15 protein-coding genes and 1 riboswitch are annotated in these 13,864 nt (G+C 64.4%); of the genes, 7 read left to right on the top strand and 8 right to left on the bottom strand.

What is annotated here, in order from left to right; genetic code table 11:
• On the bottom strand, positions 1–1,133 hold a 1,133-nt coding region (locus tag P4U43_RS12900), incomplete at its 3' end, for a chromosome segregation SMC family protein (protein ID WP_277359100.1).
• Positions 1,134–1,414: 281 nt separating this feature from the next.
• On the opposite strand from P4U43_RS12900, the gene P4U43_RS12895 reads away from it, so the two are divergent.
• From P4U43_RS12895 to P4U43_RS12885, 3 genes are read left to right on the top strand one after another with little or no spacing between them, the layout of a single operon-like run.
• Positions 1,415–2,437, top strand: a complete 1,023-nt coding sequence (locus tag P4U43_RS12895) for a 3-oxoacyl-ACP synthase III (RefSeq protein ID WP_277359099.1) — start codon at positions 1,415–1,417, stop codon at positions 2,435–2,437.
• On the top strand, positions 2,431–5,025 hold the full coding sequence (locus P4U43_RS12890; protein ID WP_277359098.1) for an alpha/beta fold hydrolase: 2,595 nt from the start codon (positions 2,431–2,433) through the stop codon (positions 5,023–5,025). The genes P4U43_RS12895 and P4U43_RS12890 overlap by 7 nt, the downstream gene beginning before the upstream one ends.
• Positions 5,022–6,011: an NAD-dependent epimerase/dehydratase family protein gene (locus P4U43_RS12885; RefSeq protein WP_277359097.1), complete on the top strand. Its 990-nt coding sequence runs from the start codon at positions 5,022–5,024 to the stop codon at positions 6,009–6,011. The genes P4U43_RS12890 and P4U43_RS12885 overlap by 4 nt, the downstream gene beginning before the upstream one ends.
• A 132-nt stretch (positions 6,012–6,143) precedes the next feature.
• Here P4U43_RS12885 and P4U43_RS12880 read toward each other — a convergent pair whose 3' ends face one another.
• The 6 genes from P4U43_RS12880 to P4U43_RS12855 all read right to left on the bottom strand — a co-directional run bounded on the left by P4U43_RS12880 (position 6,144) and on the right by P4U43_RS12855 (position 10,280).
• Positions 6,144–7,064, bottom strand: coding sequence for a C40 family peptidase (locus P4U43_RS12880; RefSeq protein WP_277359096.1), 921 nt, complete (start codon positions 7,062–7,064; stop codon positions 6,144–6,146).
• A 4-nt stretch (positions 7,065–7,068) separates the two neighbouring features.
• A riboswitch (cyclic di-AMP (ydaO/yuaA leader) is annotated at positions 7,069–7,248 on the bottom strand.
• A gap of 112 nt (positions 7,249–7,360) precedes the next feature.
• A complete protein-coding gene (locus P4U43_RS12875; protein WP_056548287.1) occupies positions 7,361–7,642 on the bottom strand; it encodes a hypothetical protein in 282 nt (93 codons plus the stop codon).
• 84 nt (positions 7,643–7,726) lie between these two features.
• The gene (gene mutM / locus P4U43_RS12870) at positions 7,727–8,737 is read right to left on the bottom strand and encodes a bifunctional DNA-formamidopyrimidine glycosylase/DNA-(apurinic or apyrimidinic site) lyase (protein ID WP_277359095.1); all 1,011 of its coding nucleotides are present in this window, start codon (positions 8,735–8,737) and stop codon (positions 7,727–7,729) included.
• A gap of 15 nt (positions 8,738–8,752) precedes the next feature.
• On the bottom strand, positions 8,753–9,484 hold the full coding sequence (gene rnc / locus P4U43_RS12865) for a ribonuclease III (protein WP_056548283.1): 732 nt from the start codon (positions 9,482–9,484) through the stop codon (positions 8,753–8,755).
• A 56-nt stretch (positions 9,485–9,540) separates the two neighbouring features.
• Positions 9,541–9,744 carry a 50S ribosomal protein L32 gene (rpmF, locus tag P4U43_RS12860; protein ID WP_056548281.1) on the bottom strand — a complete coding sequence of 68 codons (204 nt, stop codon included), beginning with the start codon at positions 9,742–9,744 and terminating at the stop codon, positions 9,541–9,543.
• A gap of 2 nt (positions 9,745–9,746) precedes the next feature.
• Positions 9,747–10,280, bottom strand: a complete 534-nt coding sequence (locus P4U43_RS12855; RefSeq protein ID WP_082566049.1) for a YceD family protein — start codon at positions 10,278–10,280, stop codon at positions 9,747–9,749.
• Positions 10,281–10,497: 217 nt separating this feature from the next.
• Here P4U43_RS12855 and P4U43_RS12850 point away from each other — a divergent pair, with 217 nt between their 5' ends.
• From P4U43_RS12850 to P4U43_RS12835, 4 genes are read left to right on the top strand one after another with little or no spacing between them, the layout of a single operon-like run.
• Positions 10,498–10,932, top strand: a complete 435-nt coding sequence (locus P4U43_RS12850; RefSeq protein WP_277359094.1) for a TOBE domain-containing protein — start codon at positions 10,498–10,500, stop codon at positions 10,930–10,932.
• A complete protein-coding gene (modA, locus tag P4U43_RS12845; RefSeq protein ID WP_277359093.1) occupies positions 10,929–11,687 on the top strand; it encodes a molybdate ABC transporter substrate-binding protein in 759 nt (252 codons plus the stop codon). Before P4U43_RS12850 ends, modA begins: the two co-directional genes overlap by 4 nt.
• Before the next feature lie 17 nt (positions 11,688–11,704).
• On the top strand, positions 11,705–12,475 hold the full coding sequence (locus P4U43_RS12840) for an ABC transporter permease (RefSeq protein WP_277359103.1): 771 nt from the start codon (positions 11,705–11,707) through the stop codon (positions 12,473–12,475).
• Entirely contained in the window at positions 12,472–13,509 is a 1,038-nt protein-coding gene (locus tag P4U43_RS12835; RefSeq protein ID WP_277359092.1) for a sulfate/molybdate ABC transporter ATP-binding protein, read from the top strand. The genes P4U43_RS12840 and P4U43_RS12835 overlap by 4 nt, the downstream gene beginning before the upstream one ends.
• A 4-nt stretch (positions 13,510–13,513) precedes the next feature.
• Here P4U43_RS12835 and P4U43_RS12830 read toward each other — a convergent pair whose 3' ends face one another.
• Positions 13,514–13,825: a hypothetical protein gene (locus P4U43_RS12830; protein ID WP_277359091.1), complete on the bottom strand. Its 312-nt coding sequence runs from the start codon at positions 13,823–13,825 to the stop codon at positions 13,514–13,516.
• Positions 13,826–13,864 lie beyond the last annotated feature (39 nt).

The following is a 13,864-nucleotide window of genomic DNA, read 5'->3' as shown; positions in this document are numbered from 1 at the left end:
GACGCGAGGCGCTGCTCCTCGGCGGCGGCCGCGTCTTCCGCCTCGGCGCGCTGCTCGAGCGCGTCCTCAAGCATATCGGAAAGCTCGGCAACGCGTTCGTGCAGCTCAGTCTCTTCGGCACGGACAACCGCGGCCTGCCGGTCCAACTCAGCGGGGTCACGCCCACCCTCCCCTGCGGTGTCCACAGACCCCAGCAGACGACGGCGCTCCTCGGCGAGGGCGCCGAGGGACCTGAAGCGTTCGCGGGCGGATGAAAGTCGGTACCAGGTGTCACGTGCTGCATTCAGCCGCGGGGTAGCCTCCGCGGCAAGGCCTTCAAGTTCCGCCTGCCGGGACCGCCCGGCCTCAAGGAGGGACTCGACCTCGGCACGCCGTTGCTTCAGTGCAGTCTCGTCAGCAATCTCCTGCTCGAAAGACGAGGTGAGCTGCACCAGGTCGTCGGCGAGCAGCCGCGCACGCGCATCGCGGGCCTCGAACTGCACCTGTTGGGCACGGCGGGCGACATCCGCCTGCTTGCCGAGCGGGGTCAGCTGCCGTCGCAGCTCGCCGGTGAGGTCGGTGAGCCGGGTGAGGTTGGCCTGCATGGCCTCGAGCTTGCGGACCGTCTTTTCCTTGCGCCGGCGGTGTTTCAGTATTCCGGCGGCTTCCTCGATGAACCCCCGCCGGTCTTCAGGTGTTGCGTGCAGCACACGATCCAGCTGGCCCTGCCCGACGATGACGTGCATCTCCCTCCCGAGCCCGGAATCGGAGAGCAGCTCCTGGATGTCGAGGAGCCGGCAATTATTTCCGTTGATTGCGTACTCGGAGCCGCCCGCCCGGAAAAGGGTGCGGGATATTGTCACCTCTGAATACTCGATCGGCAGCGCTCCGTCGGCATTGTCAATGGTCAACGACACCTGGGCGCGGCCCAGCGGCGGCCTGCCGGAGGTGCCCGCGAAGATGACGTCTTCCATTTTTCCGCCGCGCAGCGTCTTCGCGCCCTGCTCGCCCATCACCCAGGCGAGGGCGTCCACAACGTTCGATTTGCCGGATCCGTTGGGACCGACGACAGCGGTGACTCCAGGTTCAAAGTCGAAGGTCGTCGCAGAGGCAAAAGACTTGAAGCCTCGAACGGTCAGACTTTTCAGGTGCACGGGTCTCGGGTCTCCAAAAAGGGATTGTTACCCATAATCTACTGCGTTCACAGCCGGTTTCACGGCATTTACCCACGCAGCTCCACCCGCGTATCTCCGGTGTCAACGTGCCGTTATCTGCCGGAGGAACTAGGCTTTCCTCAGGAACGTTAGTAACCGAAGTATGCTTATCATTTTCAGATTGGCATCCACTGCCGGCAAAGCGCTATCGGTTCCGGTGCAGCGAACAGCGGACCAGCGGACCACCCGCACAGGGAATAGACGGACACGAGGCAGGAAATTTGACCGGTAATTTCAACTTCCGACATCACAACACCGCGCTCCTCGGCGTGGAAAGTGTTGAGGCACCGGTCATCGTCACGTCTGCGGAATTCGATCGCATCCTCTCCCCGGCCCTGAAACGGCTCCGGCTGTCCAAAGGGCTTTTGCAGCGCGTGGCGGGAATCACCGAGCGGCGCTGGTGGGCACCCGGAACGGGATTCGAAGACGGCGCCATCGAAGCGGGCGCCAAGGCCCTCGCATCAACAGGTATCGCGGCTTCCCAGATCGGCCTGCTGATCAACACCTCGGTCTCCCGCACCAATCTCGAACCATCCGTTGCTGTGAAGATCCACAACGGTCTGGGGCTGCCGTCCTCCGCCATGAATTTTGATGTCGCCAACGCGTGTCTGGGTTTCGTCAATGGGATGACCCTGGCGGCAAACATGATCGAAGCCGGCCAGATCCAGTACGCCATGGTGGTCAATGGGGAAGACGCCCAGGCCACGCAGGAAGCCACCCTTCGGCGGCTGAATGAACCAACGGCCACGCGTGAGAGTTTCATGCAGGAGTTTGCAACGCTGACCCTTGGTTCCGGCGCCGCCGCCGCCATTCTGGGCCCGGCGGACCTCCACCCGGGCTCCCACCGCGTCCTCGGCGGAGTGGCGCGTGCCGGTACTGAGCATCACGAATTGTGCGTCGGAGGTATCGACGGCATGTATACGGACGCACAGGGGCTGCTCGACGGCGGCCTGGAGCTGGTGGTTGACGCCTGGACCGAAGCCCAACAGGACTGGAACTGGTCGGACATGGACCGCTATGTCACCCACCAGGTGAGTACCACCCATACCAAGGCAATCATCGAAGCCGTCGATCTCGATCCCGCCCGGGTCCCCCAGACCTTCCCTCTCTGGGGCAACGTCGGGCCGGCGTCACTGCCCATGACGCTCGCCGCGGAAGCCCAGCGGCTTACTACCGGCGACCGCGTGCTGTGCATGGGTGTGGGCTCCGGCCTCAACACCGCGATGCTGGAGATTGAGTGGTAGAACTTCCCGGCGTCGACCCGTCGTGGTCGGCCTACCTCGACGTGCCGTCCACAGCCGACGTTGATCCGGCTGGAACCATCAACCGGTGGCACTACCTGGACAACCTGGCCTCCATAACCGGTGATCTCCGCGGCACGCTGCTCTGTGTCCACGGCAATCCCACCTGGTCCTACCTCTGGCGCAGCTTGCTGCCTGCGGGTGCCGAGCACGGTTGGCGGGTCATCGCCGTTGACCAACTCGAGATGGGCTATTCCGAACGGACCGGACGCACCCGGCGTCTCGCCGACCGCGTACGCGACCTCGAGGATTTCGTCTCCGCGGTCGGGCTCAGCGGACCTCTAGTGACAGTCGGACACGACTGGGGCGGCGTCGTCAGCCTTGGCTTCGCCGACCGCAATCGCGCGAACCTCACCGCCGTCGTCCTGACCAATACGGCAATCCACCAGGACCCGGGCTCCCCCATTCCCGCGCCGCTGCGCCTCGCTCTCAGCGGCGCCGTGCACCGGGTGGGAACGTCGACAACAACCGCTTTCCTCGATACAACGCTTGCGCTGGCCCGCCCGCGTCTCAGCCGGGATGTACGGGCGGCTTACCGCCTGCCTTACCGGACAGCCGCCCGACGCCGAGGCATCGAACAGTTCGTCGCTGACATTCCCGTTGGTCCCGGGCACCCAAGCCACGCGGAGTTGAGCCGGATTGCCGACTCCATCCGTACACTCGACGTGCCCGTGTTTTTGCTGTGGGGCCCGGCAGATCCGATTTTTTCGGACACCTATCTCGATGACCTGGCGGAACGCCTTCCGCAGGCTGATATCCACCGCTTCGAGGGCGCAAGCCATCTGGTCGCTGAAGACCGTGACATCGCCTCGCCAATCTTTGATTGGCTTGACCACCGCACCGAGAACGACGACGACGGCCGTCCCGCCCGTCCCTCCGCAGCGTTCACCCCGCTCTGGCAGCAGATCCACGAGCGGAGCAGCGGTCCTGCCGCTGACATGCTGGCGGTGGCAGATATGGGAAGCGACGGTGCGGTGGCCGATTCGCTGTCATGGAAGGAACTGGAGGACAGGGTCAGCCGCCTCGCCGCCGGCCTCAGCCGGATCGGAGTCACGGCGGGAAGCAGGGTCAGCCTGATGGTTCCCCCGGGCATTGAGCTGACCACGTTGATTTATGCCTGCCTGAGATTGGGCGCTGTGATCGTGGTCGCGGACGCCGGGCTGGGGGTCAAGGGGCTCAGCCGCGCCGTTCGCGGCACTGTGCCGGACTTCCTCATCGGCATTGAACGCGCGCTCGTCGCCGGGAGGCTGTTCGGGTGGCCGGGCACCCGCGTCAGCGTCGGAGCAGCGCCACGGGCTCGGCTCCTCGGTGTGCGTCACCGCCTCGAAGACCTCCTCGCTGGGCACTCGAGCTATGCGGGCGAGGATCCCGCCCCCGATTCCGACGCGGCGATCCTGTTCACCTCCGGATCGACAGGACCGGCGAAGGGTGTTGTGTACACACACCGCCAGCTGTCGGCGATGCGGGACACTCTCTCCGCAACTCTCAACCTTGCGCCGGGCAGCGCTCTCGTTGCTGGTTTTGCGCCCTTCGCCCTGCTTGGCCCCGCACTGGGAGCGGCTTCGGTTACACCCGATATGGACGTCACCGCTCCGCGGACGCTGACTGCACGGGCGCTGGCCGATGCCGCCGCGGCCATCGACGCCACCACGGTTTTCGCTTCCCCCGCTGCCCTGCGCAACGTCCTGGCCACAGCCTCGGGCATTGCGCCCGGCCGCAAGGATGCCTTGCAACGCGTCAGCGTGCTGCTCTCTGCAGGAGCCCCGATCCCCGTGAATCTCCTGGAGCAATTGCAGCCATTGGTACCCGGTGCCGCACTGCACACGCCCTACGGCATGACGGAGGCGCTGCCCGTCACCGACATACAGCTCGAGGACATTCGCGAAGCCCTGGACAGTTCTGTAACAGGAGCCGGGAACGGCGTCTGTGTTGGAAGAGCGGTACCGGGCGCGGAAATCACTATCAGTGCGCTTGACCCCAAGGGCACTGCCACCGCTGTGCCCTCAGCTCTGCCAGGCGTTACGGGTGAGATCCTCGTGCGTGCTCCGCACGTCAAAGACCGCTATCACCGGTTATGGATCACGGAACAGGCATCATCACGCACCACCGGCTGGCACCGCACCGGGGACGTCGGGCATCTCGACGCGGACGGACGGCTCTGGGTGGAGGGCCGGCTTGCACACGTCATCACGTCCGCAGACGGCGTTTTGACACCCGTGGGCCCCGAGCAGTCGATCGAACAGTTGAAGGAGGTTCGCCAGGCGGCCGTGGTCGGTGTCGGTCCAACGGGCACACAGGCCGTTGTCGCCGTCGTCGTTCCTGTGGAAGCTGCCGATCAGGCGGGCCTGGCTCCTCGCCCTTTGTCGGCTATGGTCCGGGACGTTGTCCGGCCGGGCGGAGTCCATCTCGCTGCAGTCCTCACGCTGTCCGCCCTTCCTACCGATATCCGGCATAACGCAAAAATCGACCGTACCGCAGTAGCCGCGTGGGCCGGCGACGTCCTCCAGGGGCGTGGGAGGAAGAGGCCGTGAAGGTCCTCGTCACCGGTGCCAGCGGGATGCTTGGCGGCGCGGTGGCATCCCTGCTCCTGCGAAACGGCCGCGATGTCAGGACCTTCCAGCGGCGTCCCTCCGGTGTGCCGGGCGCGGAGGACCTAGCAGGTGACCTCGCCGACGGTTCCGCCCTTGCGAACGCTGTCGCGGGGGTCGACGCCGTCATTCACCTCGCGGCAAAGGTGTCTGTCACCGGCAATCCGGATGATTTCTACCGCACCAATGTGCTCGGTACAGCTGGGCTCCTGGCTGCGGCCCGGTCCGCGGGCGTTCAGCACTTCGTGCACGTTTCCTCGCCGTCAGTGGCCCACACCGGAGCGTCGCTGGTTGGCGCGGTTGCCGGGCCGGCTCAGCCGGAGCTCGCCCGCGGATCCTATGCGCGCACCAAGGCGCAGGCGGAGATTCTTGCTCTCGAGGCGAACGACGGCCAGATGCCGGTCGCGGTTCTGCGCCCCCATATTGTCTGGGGACCCGGTGACACCCAGCTGGTAGAGCGGGTACTCACCAGGGCACGCGCGGGCAGGCTGCCGCTGCTTGCCGGTGGAACCGCGCTCGTTGACACAACCTACGTGGACAATGCGGCGTCGGCCATCGTTGCCGCCCTTGACCGGATGGAGTACATCTCCGGATCCCCGTTGGTCATCACGAACGGTGAACCGCGCCCGATCGGTGAGCTCCTCACCCGCATTTGCTCCGCCGGCGGCGTCCGGGAACCCCGGAGATCGATCCCAGGCTGGGTAGGCAGAGCGGCCGGCAGCGTCGTCGAAAGTATCTGGCGCGCTTCCAAGGCCGACAGCGAGCCTCCCATGACCCGCTTCCTCGCGGAGCAGTTGTCAACGGCCCATTGGTTCGACCAGCGGCACACCAGGTCCCTGCTTGGCTGGACTCCGGAGGTGAGCCTGGACGAGGGATTTGCACGCCTCGCCGCGCACTATGGCGATTCAGCGTCGCGCATCAGGCACTGATGCTGAGATAACTGACGGTTTGCGATCGGACCCTCAGCCTGGTCAGCCTGCCACCTGTCGCGTTGGTTCATTAAATGCCGCTGGGAAGGACCTTTACAGGTCCTCCCCAGCGACGAGAGACTAACGCGAAGATTAGACGCGCACGAAGTAGGCGCCCGGCAGATCGCTCAGCGGGTGCTGCATGGTGAGGTTTGCACCATTCATTCCGCTGCTGATGACCTGGCCGCTGCCGGCGTAGACGGCTACGTGTCCGCCCGTGATGACAATGTCGCCCGGTGCAGGTGTGCTTACCGGGGTACCGTAGGCAGCGAACTGTGCCGGTCCGAGATCGCCCGTACCAAGGGCCTTTTCGAGGAGCACGGTGCAATCCTGGATAGCACCGGCTGCGAGCTGGGCCCGAGCCGACGCGAGGATGCCTGCGCCGCTGGCGCTGCCCGAGTTGTCTGCAACCTGGATGTTGCTGGAGGCAAGGCTGATGCCCATGGTGCTGGTCTCGACCGGTGCCGGAGCAACAGCAGCTGCCTGTACCTGCACTGCAGGCGCGGCTGCCGGAGCTGCTACCTGAATCTGCTGTACCGGAGCGGGCGCCGGAGCTGCGGCAGGAGCCGGAGCGGCAGCAGCGCTACCGGAGAGGCTGATGACCTGACCCGGGTAAATGATCGAATCCCAGCCGAGCCCGTTAGCAGCGAACACGGCGTCCAGGCTGACGCCATAGTTCGCTGCGATCGAGCCGAGAGTGTCCCCGGACTGCACAGTGTGGGTAGGAGCATTGACGGCCGGAGCCGGCGCCACGGGAGCCGGAGCAACCGGAGCTGCCGGGGCCACAGGAGCGGCTGCAGCCTGGACGTTGGCCTCAACTGACGGTGCTGGGGTGTAAGTGGTGGTGCCCGCGCTTGCTGGCAGGGCCGCACCGAACATGATTCCGGAAGCTGCTACAACAACGGCTGCTGGGCGGCCAACTGTGCCGGCGTGTGAGCTCACTGCCTTGGAAACGACCTGCATGGTGCTGGGCGGGGTTGCACGGTGGCGTGCGATATGACGGTTTTTGGACACGGAAATAGCCTCTCCCAATGCCGGCGGAGTTAGCTGTCGGATTCGGATGGGAGCCACCCGGACTACCGGTCTTGGACCGGTACGTCTTCACCCCTAGGACTTCTGAAGAAGCCCGCTATCTGGTTCCCCCGCTCCTGCCGCAGTGTGTAGCGAACGGACCTTCCGACGGCGGCAGGATTAGGCAATCCACCAGAAGGAAGCCGGGCTTTTGAGCCCGGCGTGTCCATAACGTTACATTCTTTCGGGCTGGATGTCACATTTCAATCACGAGAAGCGCCGGTTGGGCCCCACCGGATCTAGATTTTGTACTCGTCCTGCGCGCTCTTGGGGCCGTCCTGATCGCCATTGCGGTGCATGGCTGACTGTGCCTTTTTCAGGGCCTGCTCTGCCTGCGCCTGAACCTCCGGAGCCTTCGTTTTTACCGTCTCCGATGCCTGGGAAACCTTGTCCTGAACCTTCGGGTTGTTCCAGAGCTCGTTGGCCTTCACTTTGATCTGCTCATAGCTTGCACGACCGGCCCGGGCGCCCAGAACGTAGCCTGCTGCCATACCTGCTGCAAAAACCAACTTGTTCTTCATCGCGATACTCCTGACGTGTCGGGTGCTGAGATACTGAGATATCGAATCTAGTCAGCTTACTTACTTTTGTCACGTCGGAGCCCCTCACCAGCGTCCGTTACGCGGCCGTGGCTGGCATCTGGGGCAGGTGTATGAGGACCGGTTCATGAAGGTGTCGCGCCGGATCAGGGAATCCAAACCATTCTCGAAGCATCGCCGACAGGGCTCCCGCTCCCGCCCGTAGGCGTTCAGCGCGCGTTCAAAGTACCCGGACGCGCCGTTCACGTTTACGTAAAGCGAATCGAAGCTGGTGCCGCCTGCCTCGAGCGCCCGGATCATGACGTCCCTACACGACTCGACCAGTCGCGAGGCTTCTGCACGCCGAAGGGTGTCAGTGGGGCGGGCGTAGTGCAGCTTCGCTGCCCACAATGATTCGTCGGCATAGATGTTTCCGATTCCCGAGACGAGCGTCTGCTCGAGCAAGGCGCGCTTGAGCCCCGTGCGGCGGGAATGCAGCTTGCGGTAGAAATCCTCGAAGGAGAATGCAGGGTCCAGCGGGTCGCGTGCGATGTGCGTCGCTTCAACCGGCACCAGGGGAACGAGGTTCTCCCCCAGTCCGCCGGGAAGACCATCAGCTGTTGCCACCATGCTCGTGACAAAAAGCCCGCCGAAGATCCGCTGGTCCACGAAACGAAGCTCCTCCGGCGCCGGCTGAGGCCCAGCAGCCGGAGACAGCCGAAGGCGAACCTTCAGGTGCTTCTCGTCCGGCTGGGTGCGGTCCTCGACCAGCAACTGGCCGCTCATTCCAAGATGCGCCATGAGCGCAACTGGCGGCCTGCCGTCCGGGAGTTCCTTTGAGGACGCCAGGTTCGGTGACGGCGCAGGCCGGGAGCCGCCGTCGTCATCGGTGAGGGTAAGGGGCAGCCAGAGGAACTTGCCCCGACGCACGGCATCGCTGACGCGGGCTCCGATGAGGTTTCCAATGAAATCCTCGGCGCCTAGGGCATGGCGGCGGATTGAACGGGGGTCCAGGACGTCGACCGCCTCGATGCGGCGCCCGCGAACCCAGCGCGCGAGACCCCTGCGCACTACCTCCACCTCGGGAAGCTCAGGCATAACGAGGTGCAAAGATCACGTGGAGTGGCGGAGCTGTGCGTCCGCGTGTGCGAGAGGCAGTTGGTTCACCTCAGGCTGAAGGAGCTTCCACGAGGCAGAGGCAGCCTCTTGCTCGGCCTCCTTCTTGGAGCGCCCGGAACCCGAACCGTAGGTCGCTCCGCCGATCACCAGGACGGCCTCGAACCGGCGGTCATGGTCAGGCCCGAAGCCCGTCACCTTGTAGTCGATAACCCCCATGCGCTGTGCCGCGGCGATTTCCTGGATGCTGGTCTTCCAGTCCGTTCCGGCGCCAAGGGCTGCGGCGTCCCGGAGCACCGGACCGATGATGCGCATGACGAGGCACCGTGCGGTCTCCATACCGTTGCTGAGATAGGTGGCGCCGATGATGGCTTCCATGGTGTCAGCAAGAATTGAGGATTTGTCCCAGCCGTTGGTGAGCTTCTCTCCCTGTCCCAGGAGGATGTGCTGCCCGAGATCGAGGCCGCGGGCAATCTTCGCGAGGGCGCGGGTACTCACCACCGCCGAACGCCTCTTGGCGAGTTCACCCTCTGAAAGATCAGGATTGTCCCTGTAGAGAGCGTCCGTGACCGAAAGCCCGAGGACGGAGTCGCCGAGGAATTCGAGGCGTTCGTTGGTAGGGATTCCGCCCTGTTCATACGCATAGGACCGATGTGTCAGGGCAAGACGAAGCGTCTCGGCGTCAATAGTGACACCGAGACGCTTCAAAAGATCTTCTGAACTCTCCACGCGGCGACGCTTTCGCGATCGAAGCCTCAAGCACCGTAAACCGGTGCTCTTGGCATTTAGACGTCGGCTACCTTGCGGCCCTTGTACTCAAGGAACAACTCAGTGCCGGCGGAATCGGTGACAACCTTGGCCTGGTGGGCAAGGCTGTAAGTGACGCGACCGTTCTCCACCGTCTTCACCAGCTTGGGAGCAACAGCCTTCCACTGGGACCGGCGTGCACGCGTATTCGAGCGGGACATTTTCCGCTTGGGAACAGCCACGACTAACTCTCTTCTCTCTTGTCTGACTCTGTCTTAACTTCTGGTTCCGCTGCCTCAGGGCCGGCGGCCGCACCGGCCAACCCTGTCAGAGCAGCCCAGCGGGGGTCAAGGACCTCGTGCCGGTGTCCGGGGTCATCTTCCAGGCGAGCACCACATTCAGCGCACAAACCCTGGCAGTCCTCCCGGCATACCGGTTGGAACGGCAGCGATGTCACTACTGCGTCCCGCAGCACCGGTTCGAGATTGACTGTGTCATTCTCGACCTGACGCTGCAGGTCCTCCTCTTCATCCTCCGCCATCTCAGGGGCGTCGTAGTAGAAGAGTTCCTGCACATCGACACTGGTGCCGTAGCTGAGCGGGTCCAGGCACCTACCGCATTCGCCGGATACTTCGACGTCAACGGTTCCCGATACCAGGATCCCCTCGTGCACAGCCTCGAACCTCAGGTCCAGCTCCATGCTGGAGCCTTCCTGAACGCCGATGAGCGCCACACCAAAATCTTTCGGCGCGGGCACATGTTCTTCGACTGTCCGCATGCTCCCCGGGCTGCGCCCAAGATCCCTGACGTTGAAGACCAGGGGCGAACTGAGATCGCTTTTGATGAAAACTCCTGTAGAACATGTGACCGACGAACCATCTTAGCCCGAAACAAAGCCCCGCCCCAAACCCATTCCGCCATGGTCTCGACCCGGAAGGAGAAATCTGTGCAGATATAGCTTATCTGGACGCAGATACAACGATAGATTGGATGCCGTGACTCAAATACGCATCCGTGACGCCGCGCAGTTTCTGGGCGTCAGTACCGATACCGTGCGCCGCTGGATCGACGATGGAATCCTGGGCGCTAAGCGCTCATCGGGTGTCCTCTCTGTCGACGGACTGGAGCTCGCACGCCTGGCACGCGATCGCGCTGTCCTTCCCGCAGACCCGCACGGTGTTGCAACGTCCGCCCGCAACCGCTTTGTGGGGCTGGTGACAGAGGTAACCAGCGACAGAGTGATGTCGCAGGTCGAGCTCCAGTGCGGACCGCTCCGGGTTGTTTCCCTGATGAGCAGCGAAGCGGTACGCGAGCTTGGGATAGAGCCGGGCACCGTTGCTGTTGCTGTCATCAAAGCAACTAACGTCATCGTTGAGACATCAGCGGATAATTTCACCTCTCAACCCCGATCAGCCGGCGGCCCCCGGTGACGCGCCGCTTGCGCAGGCTGGTGAGCGCCGTCGTCGTCGTGTGTGCCCTTGCCTCCTGCAGCAACACGGATCCGGCGGCGGATGGCGTCCTCAACGTCTACGCAGCCGCTTCACTCCAGGCCCCCTTTGAGGAAATCGCCACTGAATTCGAAGCCGTCCATCCAGGGCTGAGCGTGCAACTGAACCTTGCGGGATCATCGGACCTGGCGACGCAGATCATCGCCGGGGCGCCCGCCGAGGTCTTCGCCCCGGCGAATACTGCCACGATGGAGCAGGTAGCTGCCGAGGGCCTGCTGGCCTCGCCGTCGAAGACGTTTGCCACCAACGTGCTGACCATCGCAGTGGCAGCGGGAAACCCGCTCGGCATCGAATCTCTTGAGTCACTCACAGAGCCTGGTATTGCCACGGTGCTGTGCGCTCCGCAGGTGCCCTGCGGAGCCGCGGCTGCGGCAGCGCAGGAAGTAAGCGGCGTCTGGCTTGAGCCCGTCAGCGAGGAGGGCTCGGTTACCGACGTCCTTGGCAAGGTCTCCTCCGGGCAGGCCGACGCCGGGCTGGTCTATGTCACCGATGTTGACGCCTCGGGCGGCGCCGTGGACGGCGTACCGTTCGATGCCGCCGCGCAGGCAGTAAATACCTATCCGATCGCAGCGGTTGGAAGCAGCGGGGATTCGGCCTCGGACTTCATTGACCTCGTCCTTGGAGGGAGCGGCCAGGAGATACTGTCCTCCCACGGCTTCGGGAAGCCCGACCAGTGACCGGAGTCTATTCCGGAATGCCGCGCTGGCTTCTTGCGGTCGCAGCGGCGGGTGCCCTGTTCCTCATTGTGCCGCTCGCCGCACTCGTTCTTCGCGTGGACTGGTCCCGGTTCGCAGAGTTGGTAGCCTCCGACTCCTCACGCGCCGCGCTGCTCCTGAGCCTCCAGACCTCAGGAACAAGTACGTTGCTCTGCGTCCTTTTCGGTGTACCCATGGCGTTCGCCCTCGCGCGCACCCGGTTCAGGGGCCAGCGCGTCCTCCGGGCGCTCGTGCTCCTGCCGTTGGTGCTGCCGCCTGTGGTCGGCGGTATCGCTCTGCTCTACACGTTTGGCAGGCAGGGCTTGCTTGGCGAGTCGCTGCGGGTGTTAGGGGTGGACATCGCGTTCTCGACCGCCGCCGTCGTGCTGGCGCAGACTTTTGTCGCGCTGCCGTTCCTCGTGCTGAGCCTCGAGGGCGCCCTGCGCACTGCAGGTACCCGGTACGAGGCCGTCGCTGCGACGCTGGGGGCGGGACCCACCACGGTGCTGCGGCGGGTAAGCCTCCCCCTCGTGGGGCCCGGAATCGTTTCCGGTGCCGTGCTGTCCTTCGCGCGCGCCCTCGGAGAGTTCGGGGCGACGCTGACGTTCGCCGGAAGCCTGCAGGGCGTCACCCGGACGCTGCCGCTCGAAATCTATCTGCAGCGGGAGACTGACCCGGACGCCGCGGTGGCGTTGTCCCTCGTGCTCGTCGCGGTTGCGGTGCTGGTGGTCGCCGTGGCGCACCGGATTCATGAGGGCAGTACACCATGAGCCTGGATTTCACCGCGCGCGTTCCAGCCCGGGATTTCGACGTCCGGTTCTCCCTCGCCACCGGAGAGACGATAGCGCTCATGGGGCCTAATGGCGCTGGGAAATCCACGCTGCTCAGCGTGCTGGCCGGCCTGCTTCGCCCGGACTGTGGCTCGGCCACCCTGGATGGAAAAACCCTGTACGACGACGGCGAGTGGCTTGCGCCGCATACCCGCGGTATCGCCCTGCTGGCGCAGGATGCGCTGCTTTTCCCGCACCTTTCGGTTCTGGAGAACGTTGCCTTTGGCCCCCGGTGCGCCGGCGTACCACGGAGCGCAGCCCGCAAAGAAGCCCACCGCTGGCTTCGAGAAGTGGATGCAGCCGACCTTGCACACCGCCGGCCAGTGAGCCTTTCCGGCGGACAGGCGCAACGGGTGGCCGTTGCACGGGCGTTGGCCGCTGAGCCTGCGCTTCTGCTGTTGGACGAGCCATTGGCTGCACTGGACATTTCGGTGGCACCAATGGTGCGCAGGATGCTCCGACGGGTACTCGAGGGGCGCAGCGCGATCATTGTCACCCATGACATCGTCGACGCTCTGCTGCTGGCCGACCGCGTTGTGATTGTCGACGGCGGGCGGATCGTTGAGGACGGACCCACCAGGCTGGTCCTCGAACGGCCGCGCAGCAGCTTCGCTGCAGGACTCGCCGGGGTGAACCTCATGACCGGCACGACAACGCGCGATGGTCTCCGTACGCCGGGAGGCGTACAGCTGGCGGCGCTGCGGGATCGGGATCTTCCGGCGGGCGAGGAGGCTGCTGCCGTCTTCAGCCCGCGCGCCGTGGCGGTCCACCGGCTCCGACCGACAGGTAGTCCGCGGAACGTGCTGGCCGTGACCATCACCGACCTCGAGCAGCACGGCGGACGCACCACTGTGCGGGCCGATCATCTGAGCGCGGAGATCACCACAGCGTCTGCAGCGGAACTCGACCTGCTGCCGGGGGCAGAGGTGTACTTCAGCGTGAAGTCCGCCGAAGTTGAGATCTATCTGCGCTGAGCCCTCAGCGGCTGTCGGCTTTCCGATCGACAGCATCTTCGGGCGAACCAGCAACCTGCGGCGCACCGGCGTCGTGGTCTGAAGACGCCGGCCCGGTGTGCTCGGTGGAAACCTCCGACAGGAGGTCCCTGTCATCAAGTTCCTCGTTCAGTTCCTCCTGCCGGTGTTCCGTCTCCGGGTCCGGGGTGCCTTCCTCGACGTACTCGACCTCAAGCTGACGATGGACCTTGCTGTTGAGGACCTCTACCTGGTTATCCTCAAGCTGATTCAGGTTGTCAGGAAACGTGTCCTGAGGCTTGATTCGGCTCTTGCCCACTGTGTCCTCTTTTGTCCGCCCGGCACTGGTAGTCCTGAT

This window comes from Arthrobacter vasquezii (assembly GCF_029455255.1).
Lineage (GTDB): Bacteria > Actinomycetota > Actinomycetes > Actinomycetales > Micrococcaceae > Arthrobacter_D > Arthrobacter_D parietis.
This window is presented reverse-complemented; position numbering and strand designations above follow the sequence as displayed.